Below are 24,049 nucleotides of genomic sequence, written 5' to 3'. Positions count from 1 at the left end.
CCGGTCGGCGCCGCGTGGTTCATCTTGATCGATACGGCCGGAAGCAGCGAAGTCGCCGGCTGTTCAATCGGCTTGTTGCTGCTCGGCGGCGTGGGCGGCGCCGAGTCGTTCGAACGCGCCCGGGCCGTCGTGCGGCTTCGGCGGGGCGCCGAGGTGGCGGACGCGGAGCTCGTCCATGAGCTCCTCGACGAACGCCGGGCCTCCGTCCCGCATGAGCTGCTGCCGGCTTCGGAGCTCGGCGCCGCCGCTGGTCCAGTCGAGGCCCCAGTTGCCGAGGGCGTAGATGATCGGCAGCGTCTGGATGCCGGCCTCGGTGAGGCTGAAGCGCGCGCGCTGTCCGCGGACCGCGGTGCCGCGGGTGAGGATCCCCGCGTCGATGAGCCGCTTGAGGCGGTCGGCGAGGATGTTGGAGGCGATGCCCTCGATCGACCCGGTGAGCAGCGCGCGGAAGTACCGGCGGTCGCCGAAGATGACGTCGCGCAGAACGATCAACGACCAGCGATCTCCGAGCACCTCGACGGCGGCGTTGATCGGGCACTCGGACCGTGGTTCCACGACTCCTCCTTGACAGGTGGTTTGCCCCCCTATAGTAGTTGCAGATTGCAACCACTATACGGAAGGGGAGACGATGGGTCGCTTCACATACTGGATGAACGTGTCCCTCGACCTGCGGATCGAGCAGGTTCCGGGGGACGACGGCGCGGGCGAGTGGCTGCACATCGGCGAGGAGCTGCACCGGGAGTTCAACGCGCGGGCGCGGGGGCTCGCGTCGATGGTGCAGGGCCGGGTCATCTACGAGACGATGGAGCAATCATGGCCGCAGGCGCGTCATGACGCGTCGCTGCCGGACTACATGCGTGAGTACGGCGAGATCTGGACGGACATGCCCAAGGTGCTCGTCTCGCGCACCCGACGCGGCGCCGACCACAACACCCGGGTCTTCGGTGGAGACGACGCGATCGAGCAGCTCGCCGCCCTGCGTGCCGAGACCGACGGCACCATCGGTGTGGGTGGCGCGACGCTCGCCACACAGCTGCTCCGCGCCAGGCTGCTCGACGAGCTGCTGCTGTTCACCCATCCCGCGATCCTCGGCTTCGGCAGGCCGCTGTTCGACGAGTACGACGTGCCGGTCGAGCTCGACCTGCTCGAGCAGCGCTCGTTCGAGCGGGGCGTCACGATGCACCGCTACGCGATTCGCGACACGCTCGCGGCCGGCCCACGTTGAGGGAGGGCACCTCAGGAGCACGCGCGGGCCGGTGGGCATGGGAAGACCGGCGGAGGCGGGGCCTTCGCCGGTCTCGGGGGTGCTGGACGCCGGGGGCGGTCAGACGCGGACGCCGGGGGTGAGGGGGACGCCGGGGCGGGCGTCGCTCTCCAAGGCGAGATAGGGGTCATCCATCTCGTACCAGCCGAGGCCGGGCGGGCAGCGGTCGTAGCCGAGCAGGCGCCGGACCTCCTCCGGGTAGGCCAGCACGGACTCCTTGGGCACGGCGAGGTACTGGTTCTCCTCCTGGCGCAGGTTGCCCAGGTCCAGCGCGATCGTCATGCCGGTGCGCGGGGTCTCGGTGTCGTTGCGGCCGCCGCCGTGGTAGACGCCGCCCAGCCAGATCAGGCCCGAGCCGGCCGGCATCTCGGTGGGGAGCGCCTCGGAGGCCTCGGGGGCGCGCTCGTCGTCCCAGTGGTGGCTGCCGGGGATCACCATGGTGCCGCCGTTGGCCGCGGTGAACTCGCTCATGGCCAGCATGAGCTGCACCCGGCTGGTCGGCCCGGGGTGGCGGCGCAGGTGCAGCGCGTCGTCCCGGTGCAGGGGCTGCTTGCCCTGCCCGGCGTGCAGCTGGATGAGCTGGGTGCCGCTGATCTGGATCGTCGGGGTCATCTCGACCCGCGACTTGCCGACCCACATCGGCACCGGCTTCTGCATGATCGCCCGCGCGGCCCCGAGGTACAGGGGCTGGGTCACCACGGGGGTGAGGTGCGCGGTGCGCGCGAACAACGACGACACGCGGCGGGTCCGCTTGCCGTTGTACCAGTCCTGGCTGTACTCGCACGCGTCGAGGGCCGGTCCGAAATCGTCCCACAGCGCGGCGAGCGTGCCGTCGTCGACGAAGTCCTCGACGATGACCGCGCCGTCGCGCTCCAGGATCTCGACGACCTCACCGAGGTCGGCGTCGGGTCGCACCCGGGTCAGGCCCGCCATCGCAGACCACCTTTCATGATGAGAGTTGTCCTCGCGCCCGCGCGCGGGTCGCGCGCGGGCGCCGCCGATGACCGGCCCACTGACGTCACACCCGCGAGGGGTCGCCGGCCTTCGCGACGACGCTGCGGACGAAACCGGCCAGGTCGGGGTCCTCCTCGAAGATGTCGCCGACCTCGATGAAGATGCCGAGCTCCCCCTCGACGCGCGACACGAGCCGGTTGGCGGCCATGGACTCGCCGTTCAGCTCGAAGAAGGTCTCCCGCTCGTGGCCCTCGGGCACCTGGAGAACCGACCTCCAGATGTCCTCGACCTTCTTCTCGATCTCCTCGACGGTGTACTTCCCCGTGCCCTCAGTGCTCATTGGATGTCCTCTCGCTGCTTGCCTGGCAAGGCTTCTCGATCGCTCGACGGGCTCTGCTTGCTGGTTGGTCGGATCTCAGGCGGTCACGGCCCCCGGTGGCGGGCCCCACCGCAGCGGGGCGTCGGGGGCGGTGACCGCGTCCGCGACCACCTGGTGGAACTCCGACGCCATGCGCGTGATGGTGCTCTTGTCGAACAGGTTGCTGTTGAACCCGAGGGTTCCGACGATGTCGCCCGTGGAGTCGATCTCCAGGTGCCACATCGCGCCGTCGGGGATGTCCCCGCCCACGGGCTGGGACAGCAGCCGCCGGCGGATCTCGGAGTAGGCGAGACCTCCGGCCGACTCCTCCTGGCCGGCCAGCGGCGACCGGAAGACCTGGAAGGCGCACACGGCGCGGTCGTCGGCGATCGAGGGGAGCATCAGCTCCGGCGCCTCCTCCAGCACCTGCGCGAACGGGATGTCGTGGGTGTAGGCGGAGATGCAGGTGGCCCGGGTGCGCTCGACGACCTGGCGGAAGGTGTCACACCCGTCCAGATCGATTCGGAGCGGGACGAAGTTGAAGAAGGACCCGACGGTGTCCATGAAGCGCGGCTGGGCGCGGCCGGAGGTGAAGGTCGGCACGACGATGTCGGTGACGCCCGTCTCCTTGCGCAGCAGCGTGGCGTAGGCGGCGAGCAGGACCATGAACGGCGAGCTGCGCATGCCGCGGCCAATCTCGAACACCCCGGAGGTCAGCTCGGCGGGGATCCAGAAGCGGTGCCAGGCGGTGGCCTTGGGCAGCCCGGCCGAGCGCGGGTGGTCGGTGGGCGTGGCCAGGATGCGGGCGCCGCGCAGCCGCTCGCGCCAGAACGCGCGCTTGTCCGCGGACGCGGCCCCGGCGGCGCTCTCCTGCTCCCAGCGCGCGTACTCCCCGTACTGGCACACCTCGGGCAGCTCGACCTGGTAACCGGAGCGCGAGGCGTAGCAGCCGACGAGGTCGCGCATGATCAGGCGCATGGACCACTCGTCGGCGGCGGTGTGGTGGGCGATCAGCACGAGCACCGCGTCGTCGTCGGCGAACCGGCCGATGACGGCGCGCAGCAGAGGCAGCTCGCCGATGCCGTACGCGCCCGCCTCCAGCTCGATGAGCAGCTGTTCGGCGCGCAGCTCGCGGTCGCCGGGGGCGACGCCGGTGAAGTCGCGCACCAGCAGCGCGGCCGGGGTCGGCGGCAGGACCTCCTGGTAGCGGGTCTCGGCCGACCGGACGATGATCGTGCGCAGCGACTCGTGGCGCGTCACCACGTCGTCCAGGGCGTCCTGCAGCGTCTCGACGTCGACGGCGCCGGTGAGGCGCCAGCCGCAGACGATGTTGTACTTGGGACCGAACGGCCCCTCCTCGTCGCCCACGTCGAAATTGCAGAGGAATTCCTGGTTGAAGGAGAGCGGAATTCGTTCCGCCGTGCCGGCCGGCGCCTGCGGTGGCGCAGAAATCGTCATGATGCTCCAGGTCCTCCTTCGGGTCTGCGCGGGCCGACGCCGGCGCCGGGAGCCCGCGTGGAATTCCGGAAATGCGCAGAGGAATTCATCGGGCGGTCCGGCCCGGGGAGGAGAATGGTCGCACGGCCATATCCATGAACTCTATCCACCCCGGGCCCTGTCACTGTTCTTCTGTATTGCTGTGTTCCTCGCGGCTCAGCGCAGTTCGACGTTGGCGCTGGAGGCGGCCGCCAGGAACTCCCCGCGGGAGATCGCGGCGGCGATCAGTTCGATGTCGTCGGACATGAACCGGTCGGCGTCCAGGGTCGGCACCAGCGAGCGCACCAGCCCGTAGGTGGCCTTGCCCGCCGGGCTGAGCTGCTCGAACCTGCCCGACACGTCCACGGCCTGCGCCGCGGCGAGGAACTCCACGGCCAGGATGCGGTTGTTGTTGGACAGCACCCTGCGGGCGTTGCGCGCCGCGATGAGGCCCATGCTGACGACGTCCTGGTTGTCGCCGTTGGACGGGACGCTCTGGGTGCTGGCCGGGCCGATGGTCCTGTTCTCGGCCACCAGCGCCGTCGCCGGGTACTGCGCTCCGGCGAAGCCGCTGTTCAGTCCCGGGTCGCCCTTGACCAGGAACTCCGGCAGGCCGTCGCTGAGGTACCGGTTCAGCATCCGGTTGGTGCGCCGCTCGGAGAACACGCCGAGCTGGGTGAGCGCGATGGTGACGTAGTCCATCGCGAACGCGATCGGCTGGCCGTGGAAGTTGGCGCCGTGGAAGATCTCCTCCACGCCCTCGAAGAACAGGGGGTTGTCGTTGGAGGAGTTCAGCTCGATGCGCAGCTTCTCGGCGGCGTAGTACAGGCTGTCGCGGACCGCGCCGACGACCTGCGGGATCGCCCGGAGCGTGTACGCCTTCTGGATGTAGACCTCGGTGCGGTCCACGCCCTTGCCCGCGCGCTGCTCCTGGGCCTGACGGCGCAGCTCGGCGTGCTCCAGGGTGAGGCCGCTGCCCTTGATCAGCGCCCGCATGTTGGCGGCGTTGTCCATCTGGCCCTGGTGGGGACGGGCGAGGTCGTGGCCCTCGGCCTGGAAGGGGCTGGTCGAGCCGCGCAGCGTCTCCACCACGAGCGCCGTGACGATCTCGGCCTGGCGCACCTGCTCGATGGCGCGGCCGACGACCAGCGACCCCAGCCCGGTCATGCCGGAGGTGCCGTTGATCATCGACAGGCCTTCTTTGAAGCGGAGCTGCAGCGGCTCGATGCCGTGCTCGCGCAGCACCGTCCCGGTCTCGACCCGCTTGCCCTCGCGCAGCACGTAGCCCTCGCCGATCAGCGTGGTCGCGATGTGCGCCAGGGTCGCCAGGTCGCCGCTCGCGCCGAGCGAGCCGATCTCCGGGATGGCCGGGGTGATGCCGAGGTTGAGGTACAGCGCCAGGCGCTCGAGCAGCTCCGGCCGCACGGCCGAGTACCCGCGGGCCAGGGCGTTCAGCCGGGCGGACAGGATGGCCCTGGCCTCGTCCTCGGCGAACAGCGGCCCCACGCCGGCGCTGTGGCTGCGCACCAGGTTGGTCTGCAGCTCCACCTCCTTGGAGGTGTCGACCAGCATGTAGATCATCTCGCCGTAACCGGTGGTCACGCCGTAGACCGGAATGCCCTGCCGGATGGTGTCCTCGAACATCCGGCGGCTGGTCGCGGCCCTGGCCAGCGCCGCGGGGGCGATGGTGACGGACGCCCAGTCCTCGGCCACCCGGCGGACGTCGGCGATTTCCAGGCTCTCGCCGTCGAAGTCGACGGACACTTCGGTTTCCACCAGAGTCACGTTGCTCACCCCATCATGGTTTGGATAACAGCTTCTTTCGGTACGGCTCGCGCCTCGACGAGGGCGGCCAGACCGGCAGGTGTCGGATCGGCGAGGAATCGCGCGACCGAGATCGCCGTTCCGAAACGCCCGCGAATCCGATCGAGCAGCCGCGGGATCAGCAGGGAATGCCCGCCTGCCGCGAAGAAGGTCGTGTCCGCCTCGACGCGCCGGCCGCCGAGCAACTCCGACCAGACGGCGGCCACCTCGGCCTCGACGGGGCCGCGTGGCGGCCCGCCGGGGCGGGCGGCGGAGGGGGCCGGGCGCGGCAGCGCGTTCCGGTCCACCTTGCCGCCGACGTTGCGCGGCAGCGCGTCGAGGGTCTTGAACGACACCGGCGGCATCGCCTTGCCGAACCGGAGCCGCAGCGCCGCCCGCCAGACCTCCGGCCCGGACCGCCCTTGCGGCGGGGGGCCGCCGGCGTCCGGCGCCTCCCGCCGCTCCGAAGCGGGCCCGCCGAGGTCCGGCGGGGGCGGGCGGGGGACGACGTAGCCGATCAGGCGGGTCACCAGGCCGGTGCGGTCGGCGACCGCGACGACCGCGCACTCCGCGACCGACGGATGCGCGGCCAGCGCGGCCTCGATGTCGGTCAGCTCCATGCGGACGCCGTTGAACTTCACCTGGAAGTCGCCGCGCCCGCCGAACTCCAGGGACCCGTCCCACCGGCGGCGGCCGAGGTCGCCGGTCCGGTAGCCGCGGCAGGCCGGGTCGAAGCCGGTGAGCGGCCGGAACGGCGCCCGCTCACCGGCCGCGGCGCCGACGTACCCCGGGGTGATGTGCGGGCCGCGGATCACGATCTGGCCGGTGACGCCCGCGGGGCACGGCCGGTCCTGGTCGTCCAGCACCAGGACCTGCCGTCCGGGGATCGACCGGCCGATCGGCGCGACGCCGCGCACCGGGCCGGTGACCTCGTGCCAGGTCGCCAGGATCGTCTCGGTCGGACCGTACAGGTTGACCGTCCGCACCCACGGCAGCGTGGCGCGCACCTGGTCGACCACCTCTCCCGCCAGCGGCTCTCCCGCCAGCAGCAGGTGACCGAGCCCGCCGAGGAGCCCCTGCACGCCCTGGTCGGCGACCGCGGTGAGGAGCTGGCGGGCGAAGCTCGGGACGGTCTGGAAGTGGGTGAGGCGTTCGGCGGCGAGCCAGCCGGCCATCCGGTCGGGATTGGCCCGGGTGCGGTCGGGGACGGGGCACAGCGTCGCGCCGGCCGCGAGCGTCGCGAAGATCTCGACCAGGCTCGCGTCGTACCCGGGCGCGGCCCACTGCGCGACGCGCGCGCCGGGGCCGATGCGGAACTCCGCCGCGAACCAGGTGACGAACCGCGCCAGCGCCGCGTGCGACTGCGGGATGCCCTTCGGCCTGCCGGTCGAGCCCGAGGTGTAGGCGACGTAGGCCCGCCGCTCGTGGGCCGTGGAAGTGGCGGTGGAAGCCTCGTAGGCCGTGGAAGTGGCGGTGGAAGTCTCGTGGGCGGTCGAAGTCTCGTGGGCGGTGGAAGGAGCGGCCGTCGCCGGCAGGGCGGCCAGGTCGACGACCTGCCCGCCCAGCTCCCGCCGGTACCAGCCCGCCAGTTCGCCGTCGGCCGCCTCGCCGTCCAGCACCAGGCGGGCCGGGGCGAGGTCGGCGAGGACCGCCTTGCCGCGTTCGCCGGTGTCGCCGGTTCCCAGGCACACCAGGTACGCGCCCGCGTCCAGCACGCCGAGCAGCGCCGCCACCTGGCGGGGGCCCTGCGGGACCCGCACCGCCACCGGCAGCCCGTCCACACCGCCGCCCGCCCGGAGCGCGGCGGTGAGCGGCGCGGCCAGCTCCTCGATCTCCCGGTAGGAGACCTCGGCGCCGTCCCAGGCCACCGCCGCCGCCTCCGGCCGGCTCCGCGCCCGCCGGTGGAACAGGTCGTTGACCGGGCGGGCGGGCTGCACGTCGGCGATGCGGTCGGCGTCGCGCACCGCGGCGGCCAGCCGCGCGGGGTCCTCCAGCGGCAGCGCGCCGGCCGGCAGGTCCGGCTCGCGCAGCGCGGCGGTCAGCAACGTGCGGAGCTGGCCGAGCAGCATGCGAGCGGACGCCCGGTCGAACAGGCTCTCGCGGTACTCAAGGCAGCCGCGGACCGAGGGCGAGGCGCGGTCCACGACCAGGGCCAGGTCGCCACGGGCCGCGCCGCCGCCGACCGCGACGGACCGGACGGCCGCTCCGGCCAGCGCGAGCTCCGGCTCCGGCAGCTCGCGCCAGACGAGCATGACGTCGGTCAGAGGGACGCGGTAGGGGTCCCGCTCCGGGTTGAGCGCCCGGACCAGTTCGTCGAAGGGCACCTCACGGTGCTCGTGCGCCTTCAGGGCCAGCCGCGCCGCCCTGCGGAGCACCTCGCGGAAGGACGGGGCTCCGGACAGGTCGCCGCGCAGCACCAGGAGATCGGTGCAGGGACCGGCGACCCGCTCGTAGCCGGGCGGGCGCGCGTCGGCCGTGACGGCGAGCACGGGCCGGTCCTCGCGCCCGTACCGGCCGAACAGGCACTGCGACGCCGCGAGCAGCACGGCGAACGGCGTCGTCCCCTCGGCGCGGGCGAGCGCGGCCAGGTCGCGGGCGAGCTCGGGGCCCCAGTCGAAGCGGATGGAGTCGCCCTCGGGGGACGGCCCGGCGGGACGCGGCCGGTCCACCGGCAGCGGCGGGCCCGCCAGAGGCGACTCCGGGGCGCGGAGGGCGGAGATCCAGGCGTCGCGCAGGCGGGCGAACTCGGGGGTGGACTCGCGCTCGCGCTGCCTGCGGGCGAAGTCGGCGTACTGGAGGCCGGGCGGGGGCAGCGCCGCACCCGGCGGGCGGCCGGCCGCCGCGCCGGCGTAGCAGGCCGAGACCTCCTCGGCCAGCAGGGTCAGGGAACGGTCGTCGGCCACCGCCCGGTGCAGCACCATGACCAGGGCGTACTCTCCCGGCGCCAGCCGGGCGGCCGCGAGCCGGGCCAGGGGCCCGGCGGCGAGGTCGAACGGAGCGGCGACCTGCCCGGCGCACCACCGCAGCGCCGCCGCCTCGGCGGCGACCGGAAGCACGGCGCTCCTCCCGGTCGCGACCGCGCCCCCCGTAAGGACGGAAACGGCACTTCGCGGAGCCGGGATGGAGCCGGTCGAGCCGAGGAGGGAGGCGGTCAGGTCGACGGTGGTGAGGGTGAGGGCCGGTGCGGGCCGGGCGGCGATGTGCTGCGCGGGGCGTCCGGCCTCGTCCACCAGGGTCGTCCTGAGGATGTCGTGCCGGGCCGCCACCTCGCGCCAGGCCGCCTCCAGCGCCACGAGGTCGAGGTCGCCGGTCACCCGGTAGGCCCGGTGCACGTGGTGCGCGGGCGAGCCGGGGACCAGCCGGTCGAGGAACCACGCCCCGTCCTGCGCCCGGGACGTCACCGCCCGCCGGGCGCCCGGGCCGCGGGCGGGAGATGCCTCAGTCACTCGTGTTCCCTTCGAGGTTCGGCCGCCGTACGCGGATCGCCGGCGGCCGGTCCCATCGCGTCGTCCCGGGGGCGGGACGCCGTGCTTTCAGGAGGTCGTGACCTTGCGCTTGCCGGCTCCCGGAACCTTCGCGATCTCCCGGGTGGTGACCAGCGGCCCGGGCGTCTTCGACAGGCCGAGCGCGGCCAGCACCACGCGGAGCAGGAACTTCGGCTTCATGAGCGTCTTGGGGTGCTCCACCTGGCCGGCGACCCGCATGTACCCGGCGGTGACCCGGCTGTCGCGGGAGGCGGCGGTCTGCACCAGCGCCATGAACGCCTGCTCCAGCTTCAGGCTCAGCGGGCGCTCGCCCTCCACGCCGGGGAAGCCGAGGTCGACGTTGTGGGTCATCTGCCACGGTGGGTCGATGACGTTGCGGGCGAGGTCGCGGAAGTAGTCCAGCGGCTGCGGGGTGGCGCCGCTGTGCAGGTGCTCGCGGATGGTGAGCGCCGACAGCGCGGCGACGGTCATCCCGCCCGCGTACACCGGGTTGAAGGTGGTGACGGCGTCGCCGACGACGAGCAGGCCGTCGGGGAAGCGGTCCATGTCCTCGTAGCGGCGGCGCAGGGTCGTCGGGAAGCCGAACCGCACGGGCTCCTCGAGCGGCTCCGCCTGGACGATCGCGTCGTAGATCTCCGGGATGCCGAGCGAGCGGATGAACTCGAACAGCCCTTCCTGGTCGGTGGGCGGGTGGTCGCCGAGGATGCCGTAGGTGGTCATCTCGGCCCGGTCACCGTCGGTCTTGGCGAACAGGATGCCGCGGGGGGAGGCGGGGTAGGCCACGCCGTTGATGGACAGGTCGCCCTTGTAGGGGTCGTTGTTCAGCTTGTAGTGCTGGGTGACGTAGCCGAGGCCGATCTTCTTGCGGTCCTCCTTGACCCGGGGGTACCCGAGGTCCTCCAGCCAGATCGGAGTGCGGGAGCCGCGGCCGCTGGCGTCGACGACCAGGTCGGACTCGACGACCTCGACGCCCGTGCCGCCGTCGAGGTTCTGCACCCGCACGCCGACGATCTTGCGACGGTCGGGGGTGGCCTCCAGGCCGAGGATGTCGTGCCGCTCGAGGAACGTGACGTTGCCCAGCGCCTGCGTCCGCCGGCGGACGTGGAACTCCAGCATCGGACGGCTCGCGCCCACGCAGAGCATGTCGGCGGCCTGCTGCTTGAGCCGCTTGCCGCGGACGTACCAGCGCACGGTGCCGGCCAGGTCGCCCTTGGGCACGCCGTCGGCGAACAGCTCCTCGGTGATGCCCGGGTACATGCTCTCGATCGCGCGCTGGCCGCGGGTCAGCAGGCCGCTGATGTGGCGTCCTTGCGGGCACCCGCGCCGGGGCTCCTTCACATCGACCAGCAGGTCGCGGTCGACTACGACGACCTCGTCGTAGGCGTCGGCGAGCACTCGTGCCGCGAACAGTCCCCCAAGGCTGCCGCCGAGCACCACCGCGCGGGTATTGGCGTCGTTGCCCATCGTGGTCATCTCCTCGAATTTCCGTATTTGATCCGGCATCGTCGTTACGGCTGTCGGCCGGCCGGTGATGTACCGGCCCTTTTCTGCCTGGTGACCACCCACGCCGACCGCGTTCCGCGCCGGCCGCCCGCACGGCCTGCGGCCGCGGGAGCTGCCGGTGGCGCGAGGTCCCGGCATTCCGGCCGCTCGAACCGCCGGCCGTGGCCGTGGAATTCACGCCACGAAATCCACCGCGCCTTTACGGCGCGTGATGGGGCCGGCGACGGCCGGAGATGGGAGTCGAAGAACGTTATGGTGTCGCCCAGGCCGCGGGATTCCGGGGCCGATCCGCAGGCCGGGAATGGGCGTACGGCCCGGCGCTGATTCCGCCCGGCCCGTGACGGAGGGGAATCCGCCCGGCTCGTGACGGCATGCCGATGGCGATGCTAGCCACGGGTACGAGGCACGGCAGGCTCCTTCCTTGACCCTGCGGCGGGGAAACGGTCCATCCGCCGGTCAGCACCGCTACATCGTCACGCCCGATCGCGCGGCGTCGCATCTCCCGAAATGCTGTGCTGCGCCGCGCACCGGTGCCGGAGTTCCTGATGGGAAAGGCGGGTCACCGGTAATTCGGCGCGCCGGGCCGTAACCGCCCTCAATTCATCGCACCATTGCCCGGAAGCCGCGCGGCGCCCGCCGGGAACCCCTCCTGGAAGTACCGGATAACCGCAGGAAATCGGTGAAAAGCATTTCTGGAGATGTGCCGGAAGAGGCGCGGATGTGACCCTGACCGCATGGCCGAGTTCACAGGTAAGACGGTATTGATCACCGGCGGCGGCAGCGGCATGGGCCTCGCCACCGCGCAGCGGCTCCTCGACGCGGGCGCCGATGTCGTGCTCGCCGGACGCAGCGAGGACCGGCTGGAGTCCGCGGTCAAGGACCTCGACGCGGGCGACCGCGTCCTGGCCGTCCCCGCCGACGTCTCGCGCACCGCCGACCTCGACCGCCTGGCGGCGCGGATCGGCGAGCGCTTCGGCGGCCTGGACGGCGTGTTCGCCAACGCCGGCGTCGCCGGGTTCTCCCGCAGCGCCGACGTCACCGAGGAGGACTTCGACGGCCTGGTCGGCGTCAACTTCAAGGGCGTCTACTTCACCATCCAGAAGTCGCTGCCCCTGCTGCGGGACGGCGGCTCCATCGTGATCAACGGGTCCTGGCTGACCCACCGCGGTCTGGCCTTCACCTCGGTCTACGCGGCCACCAAGGCGGCGGTGATCAACCTCGCCCGCACGCTCGCGCCCGACCTCGGCGTGCGCGGCATCCGGGTGAACGCCGTGAGCCCCGGCTACATCGTGACGGAGATGTTCGAGGCGATCTCCACCACCCCGGAGGCGCAGGAGGAGTGCCGCAGCCACGTGGCGCTCGGCCGGCTCGGCTCCGCGGCCGACGTCGCCGACGCCGCGGTCTTCCTGCTGTCCTACCGCGCCTCCTACATCACCGGTCAGGAGATCGTCGTCGACGGCGGCCTGACCACCTCCGTCCCCCTCTGACCGGGCCGGAGAGGGCCGCCTCGGCTCCCCCCGCCCCGGCGGCCCTCTCCTGGCCCTTCGCCACCCTGGCCGCCGTGCCACCATGCGAGGAGACCAGTGATCGACTTCCGGTTGGACGACGAGTACGAAGCTTTGCGCAAGACGGTCGAGGAGTTCGCCCACGAGGAGGTCGCCCCGGTCATCGGGGGGTACTACGAGCGCGAGGAGTTCCCCTACCCGCTGGTCGCCACGATGGCGCGGATGGGGCTGTTCGGCCTGCCCTTCTCCGAGGAGTACGGCGGAGGCGGCGGCGACTACCTCGCCCTGTGCGTGGCGCTGGAGGAACTGGCGCGCGTCGACTCCTCGGTGGCCGTCGCCCTGTCGGCCGGGGTGTCGCTGGGCGCGATGCCGCTGTACCGCTTCGGCACGCGCGAGCAGAAGGAGCGCTGGCTGCCCTCCCTGTGCGCGGGCGAGGCGCTGGCCGCGTTCGGGCTGACCGAGCCGGGCGGCGGCACCGACGCCGGCGCGACGCGCACGCGGGCCACGCTGGACGGCGACCACTGGGTGATCGACGGCAGCAAGTCGTTCATCACCAACTCCGGCACCTCCATCACCCGGCTGGTCACCGTCACGGCGGTCACCGGCACCCGGGAGGGCGGCCGCAAGGAGATCTCGGCGATCATCGTGCCCTCCGGGACTCCCGGCTTCACCGTGGCGCCGAAGTACTCCAAGGTCGGCTGGTGCGCCTCCGACACCCACGAGCTGGCCTTCGCCGACTGCCGGGTGCCGGCCGACAACCTGCTCGGCGAGCGCGGCCGCGGGTACGCGCAGTTCCTGTCGATCCTGGACGAGAGCAGGCTGGCCCTGTCGGCGGTCAGCGTCGGGCTCGCGCAGGGGTGCGTGGACGAGTGCGTCCGGTACGTCCGCGAGCGCGAGGCGTTCGGGCGCAAGATCGGCGAGTACCAGGCGATCCAGTTCAAGATCGCCGACATGGAGGCGCGCACGCACACCGCCCGGCTGGCCTACTACCAGGCCGCCTCCAAGCTGCTGCGCGGCGAGCCGTTCAAGAAGGAGGCGTCGATCGCCAAGCTGGTGGCCTCCAACGCCGCCATGGACAACTCCCGCGAGGCGACGCAGATCTTCGGCGGCTACGGCTTCATGAACGACTTCCCCGTCGCGCGGTTCTACCGCGACGCCAAGATCCTGGAGATCGGCGAGGGGACGAGCGAGGTCCAGCGCATGCTGATCGCCCGCGAGCTCGGCCTCTCCTGACGCCGGCGCCCCCCTCGCGCTCCGCGAGGGGCACCCCCTCCGGCGGCCGGAAGGCGTCCCCCTGCCCAGGGGGACGCCTTCTCGCGCGTGTGCGGGACGATCCGGCGGGCACGTGCCACAGGGCGAGCGGGCCGCCGCCGTCTCGGGGCGGGCGGACGGTCAGGGACGGGTCACCGGAACCGGCGCAGGCGCAGGCTGTTGGAGACGACGAAGACCGACGAGAAGGCCATGGCCCCTCCGGCGATCATCGGGTTGAGCAGGCCGGCCGCGGCCAGGGGCAGGGCGGCCACGTTGTAGGCGAAGGCCCAGAACAGGTTGCCCTTGATGACGCGCAGGGTGCGCCGCGACAGCCGGATGGCGTCGGCCGCCACCCGCAGGTCGCCGCGGACCAGCGTCAGGTCGGAGGCCTCGATGGCGGCGTCGGTGCCGGTGCCCATGGCGAGGCCCAGGTCGGCCTGGGCGAGCGCGGCGGCGTCGTTGACGCCGTCGCCGACCATGGCGACCGTGCGGCCCTCGGACTGCAGGCGCTTGACCACCTCCATCTTGTCGGCGGGCAGCACCTCGGCGATGACCTCCTCGATGCCCACCTCGCCCGCGACCGAGCGGGCCACCGCCTGGTTGTCGCCGGTCAGCAGCACCGGGGTCAGCCCGAGGCCGCGAAGCCGCTCGATCGCCTCCTTGCTGGTCGGCTTGACCACGTCGGCCACCACCAGCACCGCGCGGGCCCGCCCGTCCCAGCCGACGGCGACCGCGGTGCGTCCGGCGGCCTCGGCGTCGCGCGCGGCCCGTTCGAGGTCCGCGGGCAGGTGCTGGGACCACTCGGCCAGCAGCCGGGGACGGCCGACCAGCACCGCGTGCCCGTCCACGAGCCCCTGCACGCCGAGCCCCTCGACGTTGGCGAAGTCCTCCGGGGTGAGGAGCCCGCCGGCCCGCTCGGCCGCGCCGCGGGCGACGGCCTGGGCGATCGGGTGCTCGGAGGCGTGCTCCAGCGACCCCGCCAGGCGCAGCACCTCGGCCTCGTCCTCGCCGTCGGCGACGTGCACCTCGGTGAGGGTCATCCGACCCTCCGTGACGGTGCCGGTCTTGTCCAGCACCACGGTGTCGACGGCCCGGGTGGACTCCAGCACCTCCGGACCCTTGATCAGGATGCCGAGCTGGGCGCCGCGCCCGGTGCCGACCAGCAGCGCGGTGGGAGTGGCCAGCCCCAGGGCGCACGGGCAGGCGATGATCAGCACGGCGACGGCGGCGGTGAACGCGGCGCCCGCGCCGGCCCCGGAGCCCAGCCAGAATCCCAGCGTGCCCAGCGCCAGCACGATCACGATGGGCACGAAGACGCCCGAGATGCGGTCGGCCAGCCGCTGGACCTCGGCCTTGCCGGTCTGGGCCTGCTCCACGAGCTGCGCCATGCGCGCGAGCCGGGTGTCGGCGCCGACCCGGGTGGCCCTGACCACCAGGCGGCCTCCGGCGTTGACGGTCGCCCCGGTGACGGCGTCGCCTGGACGCACCTCCACCGGCACCGACTCGCCGGTCAGCATGGAGGCGTCCACCGCCGAGGAGCCCTCCTCCACCACGCCGTCGGTGGCGATCTTCTCTCCCGGCCGCACCACGAACCGGTCGCCGGGGGTGAGCCGGTCGGCGGGCACCCGCACCTCGGCGCCGTCGCGCAGCAGGGCCACGTCCTTGGCCCCCAGCTCCATCAGCGCGCGCAGGGCGGCTCCCGCCCGCCGCTTGGAGCGCGCCTCGAAGTAGCGCCCGGCCAGGATGAAAGCCGTCACCCCCGCCGCGGCCTCCAGGTAGATGTTCCCCGAGCCGTCGGTGCGCTGGATGGTCAGTTCGAACGGGTGCCGCATCCCCGGCATGCCGGCGGTGCCGAACAACAGCGCCCACAGCGACCAGCCGAGGGCGGCGATGGTCCCGAGCGAGACCAGCGTGTCCATGGTCGCCGCGCCGTGGCGCAGGTTCGTCCAGGCCGCCTTGTGGAACGGCCACCCGGCGTACACCACGACCGGGGCGGCGAGGGTCAGCGAGATCCACTGCCAGTAGGTGAACTGCAGCGGCGGGATCATCGCCATCGCCACGACCGGGACCGACAGCACCACGGCCGTGACCAGCCGCTGACGCAACGGCGCCGGCTCCGCGGCCTCCGCCTGCTCCTCGGTCTCGGCGGCCTGCCGCGCTACCTTGGGCGGGGCGGGCAGCGCGGCGGTGTACCCGGCCTTCTCGACCTCGGCGATCAGGGCCGCGGCCTCCAGCCCCTCGGGGAAGGTGACCTTGGCCTTCTCGGTGGCGTAGTTGACCGTCGCGGTCACGCCGTCCAGCTTGTTCAGCTTGCGCTCGATGCGGTTGGCGCACGACGCGCACGTCATGCCGCCGATCGAGAGCTCGACCGAGCCGCCGGCGTCCGGCCGGTCGTGGTCGGTGATCGAAGCCATCGCACTCCCCCTCGTCCGGGCGGGGCCCGGTGTCGACCCCTCAGCCGCTGACGACCGCGTAGCCGGCCTCCTCGACGGCGGCGGCGACCGCGGCGTCGTCCAGGGGCTCCTCACTTCGCACCGTGACCAGGCCGGTGGGCAGGTCGACCTCGACGCCGGTGACGCCCGGCACCTCGCCGACCTCTTCCTTCACCGAGCTGACGCAGTGGCCGCAGGTCATGCCCTTGACGGTGTAGGTGGTGGTGGTCAACGTGATCACTCCTGTCGTCGATGAGCCGATTCGCTCTCCTCTACGACAACACCATACCCCTGTACCGTATTTCCCGCGGGGCGCGGTGACACGCCCGGGACCGCCTCTCGCGGCGGACGGCCGGGCCGGGACGGAGACACTCGCAGGTGAGCCTGTTACCGACGATACCGGCAGGTCACCGCCGCCCACGGCCGGCGTCGGTGAACGCGAGCCCCAGCCGGTCCGACGCCACGACCTGCACGGCCATCGGACCGGGACGGCCGTCCGATCAGGGGCGGCCGTCAGATCAGGGCGGTGGTCGCCGGGAGGGCGTCGTGGCGGAACAGGCCCTCGGGGTCGACGCGGAGGCGGACCCGGTCGGCGGTGGCCACCTGGTCGCCGCTCAGGTGGCCCTGCGGCTGGTCGAGCCGCTCGACGAACGTGGGCGCGGTGCGGCCGGTGTCCCAGGGGGCGAGGGCGGCCCGCACGGTGGCGCAGTGCTCCAGGATCGCCTCACGGGTGAGCCCGCCGTCGGGCACCCCCGCGCCCGAGTAGGCGTACCGGGCGTCGAAGTGGCCGAGCGCCCCGCCCGCCGCGGGGGGCACCGCGTACGCGCCGCCGAGCTGACGCAGGCCCGCGACGACCAGCGGCGACCCGGAGCCCGGGCCGAGCACCCGCAGCAGCTCCTCCGCGCCCTCGTCGCCGATCTCGCCGAGCAGCATGTGGTCCCCGACGATCGGGACCGGGTCGGAGGGGTCCATGTGCGCCTGCAGCACGCCGGCCGGGTCGGTGAGCTCCCAGGTGTCGAGCACGGGGGCGGCCACGGCGCGCAGCGGGCCCAGCAGGTCCTCCGCCTGCTCGCGGGCCACGGCCAGGTCCCCGTCCGACTCGGCGAGCACCACGCCGTCCACGCACAGCACCGGCCCGGCGGCCAGGACCGGCGGGACGTCGGGCAGGGCCGGCAGGTTCATCACCCGCGCCGAGGTGGCGACCTCCCACGGCGCGTCCTCGGTCCACCGGCGCCAGGCGCGCAGCAGGGCGGAGGCGTGGGCGGCCGGCCAGAACGCGGCGCCGGTGATCACCTTGGCGACCGGGAACAGGTCCACCTCGACGGCGGTCACGACGCCGAAGCCGCCGCCCGCGCCGCGCAGCGCCCAGAACAGCTCCGGGTCGGTGGTGTCGTCCACGCGGCGCCGCTCGCCGTCGGCGGTGACGAGCTCGACGGCGCGGACGCTGTTGACCGCCAGACCGACCTTGCGGCTGTAGAAGCTCATGCCGCCGCGCAGCAGGTAGCCGACGACGCCCACGTCGGGCGAGGAGCCGTGCGGCGGGGTGAGGCCGTGCGCGGAGGCCGCCTCGACGACCGCGCCCCAGAGCGTCCCCGCGGGGATGCGGGCCACCCGGCGCGAGGCGTCGATCTCGACGGCGCCCTCCATCCGGGTCCGGATGAGCAGGGCGCCGTCCATCGGGCGTGCCGTGGCCGAGGCGTGCCCGGTGGTGTGCACCCGCACCGGCATCCGCTCCGACGCCGCGAAGCGCAGCGCGGCCCGGACGTCCTGGAGGGTGCGCACGGTCACCGCCGCGGCGGGCCGCGCGGGGGCGACCAGGTTGAACACCCGGGTCGCGGCCTCGTAGGACGCCTCGCCGGGCAGGGAGACGCCCGTGTCCCGCTCGCTCACCGTGGTCATCGCCGCCTGCCTCCAGCTCGGTCGTGGGAAGAGCCGGCCGCGGGCGGCCGCCGGAAGGGCCGGCCGCGGACGGCCATGATGCAGAGTCGGCCGCGGGCGGCCGGCGGGAACGGTCAGCCGCGGACGGCCGTGATGAAGGCGAAGCTGCCGGGGCCCGAGGAGTCGGCGATGGACATGCCGGCGTCGGCCAGCCACCGCTCCAGCTCCTCCATGGTGAACAGCAACTGGCCCTCGGGGCGGCTGGGGAAGTAGTGCGACTCCTGGAAGTGGCGGGCGATCGGGTCGGTGTCGAACAGGAAGGTCATCAGCGTGAACGTGCCGCCCGGCCTGAGCACCCGTCCGACCTCCGCGATGGCGTCCGCCGCGTCGTCGGGGAACGCCTGCAGGGCGTTCCAGCAGTTCACCGCGCCGAAGGTGGCGTCCGCGAACGGGATGTTCAGCGCGCTTCCCCGCACCGCGGGCACCTGGGGAAGCTTGCCGCGCATCACGGTGAGCATCGGCAGTCCCATGTCGACGCCGACCAGGCGCTCCTGGCCGACGGCCGCGGCGACCACGGTGGTCCACCGCCCGGCGCCGCAGGCGAGGTCCAGCACCGGGCCGTCCACCGGGCGGATCTGCCGGGTGATGTAGTCGTCCTCGACCTGCGGGGTCACCGCGCCGCCCCAGTTGGCCCCCGCGATGCGCAGGTAGGCCGGGCGCAGCACCTTCTCGTAGTACACCCCGAGGCTCGGCATCTCGGCGAGCTTGGCCAGCAGGTTGGCGGTCGCCTCGTGCGGCAGGTCCGCCGTGGCCTCGCTGATGCCGTCGGACAGGTCCAGGATGCCCAGGGCGATCGGGTAGCGGACCGCGCACGCCGGGCAGCGGACGACCTCGCCGTCGAACTCGACGGAGCCGGAGCAGGCGGTGCAGCGCAGCACGTCCGCGTACTGGGTGAAGGTCTCGATGCCGAGCTCGGCGGCGGGGGCCGGCGCCTCACCGGTCCCGGGAGCCGGCGGGAGGTCGACCGGCATGCCGTGACGGACGGCCCAATACGCCATGGCGCCCGAGTAGGCCCACAGCATCCGGGTGTCGTTCTCCCAGTTCGTGGTGATCTGCGCCGTGGTGAGCGCGCGAAGCTGCTGCCGGTGGAACTCCAGGTCCTCCGCGCTGAGGTCCCACACCGACGGGGAGGGCCACATGCGGCCGATGTCGGGGTCGTCGTAGTCGAGCGAGGCCAGGCCGCGCACGAGCCGGCTCTGGTCGGGGGGGCTCAGCTCCAGAGGCGCGACGGCGGCGAGGATGCGCTCGCGGTCGCCGGGGAAGTGCGACACCAGGTACAGCAGGGCGAGCGTCAGCGGCCGGTCCTTGCCCGTGCGGGCCAGCAGGTCCAGGTAGCGGTCCAGGCCCTCGCGGACGGCCGCGTTGAGCGGGCCGTCGATGGCCGGGTACTCGGCCTCGGCGAGCAGCCCGAGAAGGACGGCCAGGTGGCCCTTGCGGTCGTCGCCGGCCTCGTCCAGCGCGGCCACGAGCGCGGGAACGGCCGTCAGGGCGCGGTCACCCGCCTCCCCACGGTGCCACAGCGCCGAGACCAGCCGGTGGAAGTCCGCCTCCAGGCTCGCCGGCTCCGCGGTGGTGAAATCGGTCAGCAGTTCGGCGACAGCGGGCCCCGTGGTGGCAACACTCATGTGCGCGTCCTTTCACGAAGGGAGAATGGGCGGCCGCACGGCTGGAATCGCCGGCGTACGCCGGCCGCGCCCAATGTGCACTTTTCGATGCGCACCGCCGGGTGGCCGATTTCCACGGCCAGGACGGCTCGGTACCGGTCCGGCGAGAATTGCGTCCACGAAAATCTTCGCACCGGCCCGGCGGGGAGTCTTCTCCGAGCGTGCTTACCGCCGACCCCCCTTCCGAGCTGCCCTGATGCCGCCCGCAGGCAGCAACCGCGGAGATGCGTGAAAGGGCTCCGCGCGGTCACCATGAGCCTTGGGAAAACGCGTCCGCATTCGCCCTCGGCCGCGGGACGGCATCCCTTCGGGCCGCCGGCCGCCCCGGCCCTTCTGCGTGCCCCGCCACCGGCCGCCCATCGTCTGGAATGAGGGATTGATGACCAGGGAACTGATCGACTCGGCCGCCATCGGCACCCATTACGACGAGCGCTCCCCCATCGGCGACGAGCTGCGCGACGGCCAGTTGCACATGTGGTACTGGTACGACAACGACGACGACGCGCCGCTGAAGGACGCCGTCCACCGCATCAGCCGCAAGGTGGCCGAGACCCTCGGGCTGCGCCCGGGCGAGCGCGTCCTGGACGCCGGGTGCGGGCCGGGCGAGACGGCGGTCTTCCTGGCCAGGAACTACGGCGCCCGCGTCACCGGCATCACCGTCAGCTCCTTCGAGATCGACAAGGCCAACGAGCGCGCCGTCACCAACGGGGTGACCGACCGGGTGACCTTCGAGTACGGCGACTACACCCAGCTGGCCTACCCCGACGGGTCCTTCGACGCCGTCCTGGCGCTGGAGTCGCTGCAGAACGCCCCCGACCTCGGGCGGGTGCTGTCGGAGCTGTTCCGGGTGCTGCGCCCCGGCGGCCGCATCTCCTTCTCCGACTTCAGCCTGGAGTCCGACTCCGAGCCCGCGCGGGTGCGCCGGTTCATGAGCACGCTGAAGCTGCGCGAACTGCCCACGCTGGCGCAGTGGATCGAGCACGCGCGCCGGGCCGGCTTCGAGGTCGAGGAGTACACCCAGTGCGGCCCGCGCGTGTTCGGCAAGAAGAGCAAGTACATCAAGGCCGCCATGGACCACCGGGACTCGATCGCCGCCAAGTTCGGCGAGGAGGCCCTGGCCGAGTTCTCCCGCCGCCACCTGGGCTTCTTCGCCCCGCGCAAGGACCAGATCGGGTACGTCATCGTCTCGGCCCGCAAGCCGAGCCGCTAGCACGGCGGCCGCCCGTCCTGCGGCGGGCGGTCCTCCCACGGCGAAGACCCGCGTCCCCCACCGGCAGGCCGGGGGACGCGGGTCTTCGCCGCTGTGCGCTCTTGGACGTGCTCTCGAGGTGTTCTCCGCCGGCGGTGCGCGGCGGATGGAGGTTCTCCGCCGGCGGTGCGGGGCGGATGGACGTTCTCTGCCGGCCGTGCGCAGCGTCGTCGGTGGGCACGGCCGGCAGGGTCGCGGGGACCCGTGCGCGGGTCAGGCGTGGGCGTGGTCCTCCACGCCGAAGCGGGCCTTGGCCAGCTCGCGCTTGGCGATGGTGGACAGGAAGACGGCGAAGCCGGCGTGGCTGTGGAACATGGACATGTCCCGCCACACCCGCTCGATGCGCTCACCGTGCCGCACGGCGCTGGAACCGGCGGTCGGGAACAGGTAGTTCTCGACCGCGTGCCAGCACAGGTCCACCACCTGGTGGCAGATGGCGGCGATGCGCATCTCCACCTCCTTGGTGACCGCCGCGGGGCCGAGCGCGCAGATCTCCCGCCACTGCTGGACGGCGTTCAGCACGGCCGCCTCGCCGGTGGCGATCATCCCGGCGGCCTGGCCGTACCAGAACTGGTAGTCGGGGTCCTGGGTGCGGGGCAGGTTCGGCGGGAACAGGGCGACGCGGCTGCGCATCAGGTCCTCGAAGGCGTCGAGCGCGCCGAGCGCCATGCCGACGGCGAGGATGGCGTCCTCGATGACCATGAAGCTGAGCTGGCCGCCGCCGTACTCGGGGTTGCCGTGCAGCGTGCGCCCCGGGGTGCCCTTGGACACGTCCACCTGGCTGACGTGGGTGTCCAGCGTGAAGTGGCCGGGGACGACGCCGTTCTCCATGGTGATGCTGTGCGAGCCGCTCCCCTTGAGCCCGAGCTGCTTGCCCCAGTCGGACAGGCGGCGCCACTGGCTGCGCTCGGCGATGAACATCATGGGCGACGGCGGCAGGCCCTCGCCGGGGGACACCAGGGTGTGGCCGATGAAGTGCGTCGCGTACGGCGCGCCCGAGTTGTAGCCCCAGGTGCCGTTGAGCACCCAGTCGCCGCCGGGGGTGCGCTCGGCCGTGCCGCTCGGCGCGACCGTGGCCGGGCAGATGAAGTCGCCGCCCGCGAAGATCTCCGACTGCGCGCGCTCCTCGAACAGCGAGGCGACGACCAGGGCGTGGGCGTGGCCCAGGCAGTACATCCAGCCGGTGGACGGGCATCCCCTGGTGAGGGCCATCGTCACCCGCATGAAGGTGTCGATGCCGTACTCCAGGCCGCCGTAGCGCCGCGGGACGAGGATGCGGTAGAAGCCGGCCCGGAGGAACTCCTCGTGGGTGTCCTGCGCGTAGAAGGTGCGCTCCTCGGTCTCGGCCTGGCGGTCGACGAGCGTGGCCGCGATGGCCTCGGCTCGCGCGACCATCTCGGCCGGCGTGAGGGCGGTCTCGGACGGGAGGACGACTCCGTGCTCGGTAACATTCGTGGCCACTGCCATTGGCGCGCAGTCCTTCATCTCGAATGGCTGACGGGGAATCGTGCCGTGCAGCCCAGCGTTCACCGCCGCCCGCCGCGCGGGCATCTCCTGGAATGCGGTGTGCGCCCCCTCCCCGCCGGGCCGGCACGGGAACGGGGCCACTGACCTGCGCGGACCCGTTTCCCGTACGCGCCGGGAACCGCGCCGCCGCGCGCCAAGACCGCAATTTGGAAAATGCGGCGCCGTACGCGGGGATGCAATGGTCAAGTCCTGCCGATCGATGAACGGTGGCTCCCCGATCGACCGCGCGAAAGGGCACGCCGGGCCGCCCGCTGATCGAGCCTGAGCCGGCCAGAACTTGAGAAGGTGCGTCTAATGGTGGAGTTATCGCAATCCGTCGGTTCCCGTCCTGTAGCCCTGCCGTCCCGGCTTCCGTCGCTGACGGGAATGCGGTTCATATCCGCGGGGATGGTCTTCCTCACCCACGCCATCGGCGCGAGCCTGTTCGCCTCCGCGGCGTTCGCCGGCACGTACATGTCGGTGGTCATCCAGGGCGGCTGGGCGGCGGTCTCCTACTTCTTCATCCTCAGCGGCTTCGTCCTGACCTACGCCGCGCGGTCCTCCGACACCACGGCGACCTTCCTGCGCCGCCGCTTCCTGAAGATCTACCCCAACTACATCATCACGCTGGCCGCCGCGCTGGTGCTGGTGAGCTGGGTGGGCAAGCAGGCCATCGACGGCGGGACGGCGCTGCTGCACGCGCTGCTGCTGCAGTCCTACGTCCCCAACCTGAGCGTCAGGACGGCGTTCAACTCCCCCGCGTGGTCGCTGTCGTGTGAGGCGCTGTTCTACCTGTGCTTCCCGCTGCTGGCCCGCTACATCGGACGCATCAGGCCCGAGCGGCTGTGGGGGTACGCGGGCCTGGCCGTGCTGGCCATCTTCGCCGTCCCGCTGGTGGCCAAGCTGCTTCCGGCCCAGCCTCCCATCCCCGGCTTCGGCATGACCGAGCTGGAGATGTGGTTCGTCATGCAGTTCCCGCCGGTCCGGATGCTGGAGTTCGTGTTCGGCATGATCCTGGCGAGGATCGTCATGACCGGCAGGCGGCTGCCGGTGGGCCTCGGCGGGGCGCTCGCCCTGGGCATCGTCCTGTACGCCGTCGCGCCGCAGTTCCCGATCGGCTTCGACGTCGTGGCCGTCTCCGTCGTCCCGCTCGGCCTGATCATCGCGGCCGGCGCCGTCGGCGACGCCGAGCGGCGGACGAACTGGCTCGGCAGCAAGGTCATGGTGTGGCTCGGCGAGGTGTCCTACGCCTTCTACATGTGGCACTTCCTGGTGCTGATCTACGTCCGCCAGTGGTTCGGCAACATGCAGGGCTGGAGCACCCCGGCGGCCTTCGGGATGATGGCCGTGCTGGCCGGCATCACGCTGGGCCTGTCGTGGGCGCTGTACTCGCTGGTGGAACGGCCGATCATGCGGCGCTTCGCCTCCTCGCGCAACGGCAGGACCGGCCCGGGGGTGCCGCTGCCGATGCCGCCCGCCTCCTCCCCCGACCTGCCCGAACAGGTGCCGGTCGACCCGGCTCCCCCGGCGGCCCGCTGAGGTCCGCCGCGGCGCGGGGGGGCCCCGCCGGCCGGCCGGCCCCCCCGGGGCCCTAGGGGGCCGGGCCGGCGCGCGGGCCCGCGGGGGTGGTTACCGGGGAGGCCACCAAGAGGGAAAGGCGG

The 24,049-nt window shown here is 72.6% G+C and carries 17 protein-coding genes; 5 read left to right on the top strand and 12 right to left on the bottom strand.

What is annotated here, in order from left to right:
• Nucleotides 1-63: 63 nt before the first annotated feature.
• Nucleotides 64-555, bottom strand: a complete 492-nt coding sequence (locus ABZU32_RS27605; RefSeq protein ID WP_354851157.1) for a helix-turn-helix domain-containing protein — start codon at nucleotides 553-555, stop codon at nucleotides 64-66.
• Nucleotides 556-628: 73 nt separating this feature from the next.
• Here ABZU32_RS27605 and ABZU32_RS27600 point away from each other — a divergent pair, with 73 nt between their 5' ends.
• Nucleotides 629-1,225: a dihydrofolate reductase family protein gene (locus ABZU32_RS27600; protein WP_354926475.1), complete on the top strand. Its 597-nt coding sequence runs from the start codon at nucleotides 629-631 to the stop codon at nucleotides 1,223-1,225.
• Nucleotides 1,226-1,324: 99 nt separating this feature from the next.
• On the opposite strand, the gene ABZU32_RS27595 is transcribed toward ABZU32_RS27600, so the two are convergent.
• The 6 genes from ABZU32_RS27595 to ABZU32_RS27570 all read right to left on the bottom strand — a co-directional run bounded on the left by ABZU32_RS27595 (nucleotide 1,325) and on the right by ABZU32_RS27570 (nucleotide 10,813).
• Nucleotides 1,325-2,197 carry a phytanoyl-CoA dioxygenase family protein gene (locus tag ABZU32_RS27595; protein ID WP_354851151.1) on the bottom strand — a complete coding sequence of 291 codons (873 nt, stop codon included), beginning with the start codon at nucleotides 2,195-2,197 and terminating at the stop codon, nucleotides 1,325-1,327.
• Nucleotides 2,198-2,282: 85 nt separating this feature from the next.
• Nucleotides 2,283-2,558, bottom strand: a complete 276-nt coding sequence (locus ABZU32_RS27590) for a phosphopantetheine-binding protein (protein ID WP_354926473.1) — start codon at nucleotides 2,556-2,558, stop codon at nucleotides 2,283-2,285.
• Nucleotides 2,559-2,633: 75 nt separating this feature from the next.
• A complete protein-coding gene (locus tag ABZU32_RS27585) occupies nucleotides 2,634-4,034 on the bottom strand; it encodes a condensation domain-containing protein (protein WP_354926471.1) in 1,401 nt (466 codons plus the stop codon).
• Between the two features lie 195 nt (nucleotides 4,035-4,229).
• Nucleotides 4,230-5,846 (bottom strand): tyrosine 2,3-aminomutase, encoded by a 1,617-nt coding sequence (gene cmdF, locus ABZU32_RS27580; protein WP_354926469.1) that lies wholly within the window; start codon nucleotides 5,844-5,846, stop codon nucleotides 4,230-4,232.
• Nucleotides 5,843-9,301, bottom strand: coding sequence for an AMP-binding protein (locus ABZU32_RS27575; protein ID WP_354926467.1), 3,459 nt, complete (start codon nucleotides 9,299-9,301; stop codon nucleotides 5,843-5,845). The genes cmdF and ABZU32_RS27575 overlap by 4 nt, the downstream gene beginning before the upstream one ends.
• 87 nt (nucleotides 9,302-9,388) lie before the next feature.
• Nucleotides 9,389-10,813, bottom strand: a complete 1,425-nt coding sequence (locus ABZU32_RS27570; protein WP_354926465.1) for an FAD-dependent monooxygenase — start codon at nucleotides 10,811-10,813, stop codon at nucleotides 9,389-9,391.
• A gap of 764 nt (nucleotides 10,814-11,577) precedes the next feature.
• On the opposite strand from ABZU32_RS27570, the gene ABZU32_RS27565 reads away from it, so the two are divergent.
• Nucleotides 11,578-12,330, top strand: coding sequence for a glucose 1-dehydrogenase (locus ABZU32_RS27565; protein WP_354926463.1), 753 nt, complete (start codon nucleotides 11,578-11,580; stop codon nucleotides 12,328-12,330).
• Between the two features lie 96 nt (nucleotides 12,331-12,426).
• Nucleotides 12,427-13,581 (top strand): acyl-CoA dehydrogenase family protein, encoded by a 1,155-nt coding sequence (locus ABZU32_RS27560; protein ID WP_354851130.1) that lies wholly within the window; start codon nucleotides 12,427-12,429, stop codon nucleotides 13,579-13,581.
• Nucleotides 13,582-13,751: 170 nt separating this feature from the next.
• On the opposite strand, the gene ABZU32_RS27555 is transcribed toward ABZU32_RS27560, so the two are convergent.
• The 4 genes from ABZU32_RS27555 to ABZU32_RS27540 all read right to left on the bottom strand — a co-directional run bounded on the left by ABZU32_RS27555 (nucleotide 13,752) and on the right by ABZU32_RS27540 (nucleotide 19,594).
• A complete protein-coding gene (locus ABZU32_RS27555) occupies nucleotides 13,752-16,013 on the bottom strand; it encodes a heavy metal translocating P-type ATPase (protein ID WP_354926461.1) in 2,262 nt (753 codons plus the stop codon).
• A gap of 40 nt (nucleotides 16,014-16,053) precedes the next feature.
• A complete protein-coding gene (locus ABZU32_RS27550) occupies nucleotides 16,054-16,263 on the bottom strand; it encodes a heavy-metal-associated domain-containing protein (protein WP_354851123.1) in 210 nt (69 codons plus the stop codon).
• A 281-nt stretch (nucleotides 16,264-16,544) separates the two neighbouring features.
• The gene (locus ABZU32_RS27545) at nucleotides 16,545-17,930 is read right to left on the bottom strand and encodes an FAD-binding oxidoreductase (RefSeq protein WP_354926459.1); all 1,386 of its coding nucleotides are present in this window, start codon (nucleotides 17,928-17,930) and stop codon (nucleotides 16,545-16,547) included.
• A gap of 113 nt (nucleotides 17,931-18,043) precedes the next feature.
• Nucleotides 18,044-19,594, bottom strand: coding sequence for a class I SAM-dependent methyltransferase (locus ABZU32_RS27540; RefSeq protein WP_354926457.1), 1,551 nt, complete (start codon nucleotides 19,592-19,594; stop codon nucleotides 18,044-18,046).
• Nucleotides 19,595-20,012: 418 nt separating this feature from the next.
• On the opposite strand from ABZU32_RS27540, the gene ABZU32_RS27535 reads away from it, so the two are divergent.
• Nucleotides 20,013-20,843 (top strand): methyltransferase domain-containing protein, encoded by an 831-nt coding sequence (locus ABZU32_RS27535; protein ID WP_354926455.1) that lies wholly within the window; start codon nucleotides 20,013-20,015, stop codon nucleotides 20,841-20,843.
• Between the two features lie 252 nt (nucleotides 20,844-21,095).
• Here the strand turns inward: ABZU32_RS27535 and ABZU32_RS27530 are convergent, their stop codons facing one another.
• A complete protein-coding gene (locus ABZU32_RS27530) occupies nucleotides 21,096-22,349 on the bottom strand; it encodes an acyl-CoA dehydrogenase family protein (RefSeq protein ID WP_354926453.1) in 1,254 nt (417 codons plus the stop codon).
• A gap of 426 nt (nucleotides 22,350-22,775) precedes the next feature.
• Between ABZU32_RS27530 and ABZU32_RS27525 the strand changes: the two genes are divergently transcribed.
• Nucleotides 22,776-23,927, top strand: a complete 1,152-nt coding sequence (locus tag ABZU32_RS27525; RefSeq protein WP_354851109.1) for an acyltransferase — start codon at nucleotides 22,776-22,778, stop codon at nucleotides 23,925-23,927.
• Nucleotides 23,928-24,049 lie beyond the last annotated feature (122 nt).

The organism is Sphaerisporangium sp. NPDC005288, assembly GCF_040607475.1.
Classification (GTDB): domain Bacteria; phylum Actinomycetota; class Actinomycetes; order Streptosporangiales; family Streptosporangiaceae; genus Sphaerisporangium; species Sphaerisporangium rhizosphaerae.
This window is presented reverse-complemented; position numbering and strand designations above follow the sequence as displayed.

Coding starts and splice junctions, on each gene's coding strand:
- ABZU32_RS27555 (WP_354926461.1), bottom strand. CDS start 16,013: ATGGCTTCGATCACCGACCACGACCGGCCGGACGCCGGCGGCTCGGTC.
- ABZU32_RS27590 (WP_354926473.1), bottom strand. CDS start 2,558: ATGAGCACTGAGGGCACGGGGAAGTACACCGTCGAGGAGATCGAGAAG.
- ABZU32_RS27535 (WP_354926455.1), top strand. CDS start 20,013: ATGACCAGGGAACTGATCGACTCGGCCGCCATCGGCACCCATTACGAC.
- ABZU32_RS27545 (WP_354926459.1), bottom strand. CDS start 17,930: ATGACCACGGTGAGCGAGCGGGACACGGGCGTCTCCCTGCCCGGCGAG.
- ABZU32_RS27585 (WP_354926471.1), bottom strand. CDS start 4,034: ATGACGATTTCTGCGCCACCGCAGGCGCCGGCCGGCACGGCGGAACGA.
- ABZU32_RS27595 (WP_354851151.1), bottom strand. CDS start 2,197: ATGGCGGGCCTGACCCGGGTGCGACCCGACGCCGACCTCGGTGAGGTC.
- ABZU32_RS27530 (WP_354926453.1), bottom strand. CDS start 22,349: ATGGCAGTGGCCACGAATGTTACCGAGCACGGAGTCGTCCTCCCGTCC.
- ABZU32_RS27525 (WP_354851109.1), top strand. CDS start 22,776: ATGCGGTTCATATCCGCGGGGATGGTCTTCCTCACCCACGCCATCGGC.
- ABZU32_RS27565 (WP_354926463.1), top strand. CDS start 11,578: ATGGCCGAGTTCACAGGTAAGACGGTATTGATCACCGGCGGCGGCAGC.
- ABZU32_RS27600 (WP_354926475.1), top strand. CDS start 629: ATGGGTCGCTTCACATACTGGATGAACGTGTCCCTCGACCTGCGGATC.
- ABZU32_RS27570 (WP_354926465.1), bottom strand. CDS start 10,813: ATGACCACGATGGGCAACGACGCCAATACCCGCGCGGTGGTGCTCGGC.
- ABZU32_RS27540 (WP_354926457.1), bottom strand. CDS start 19,594: ATGAGTGTTGCCACCACGGGGCCCGCTGTCGCCGAACTGCTGACCGAT.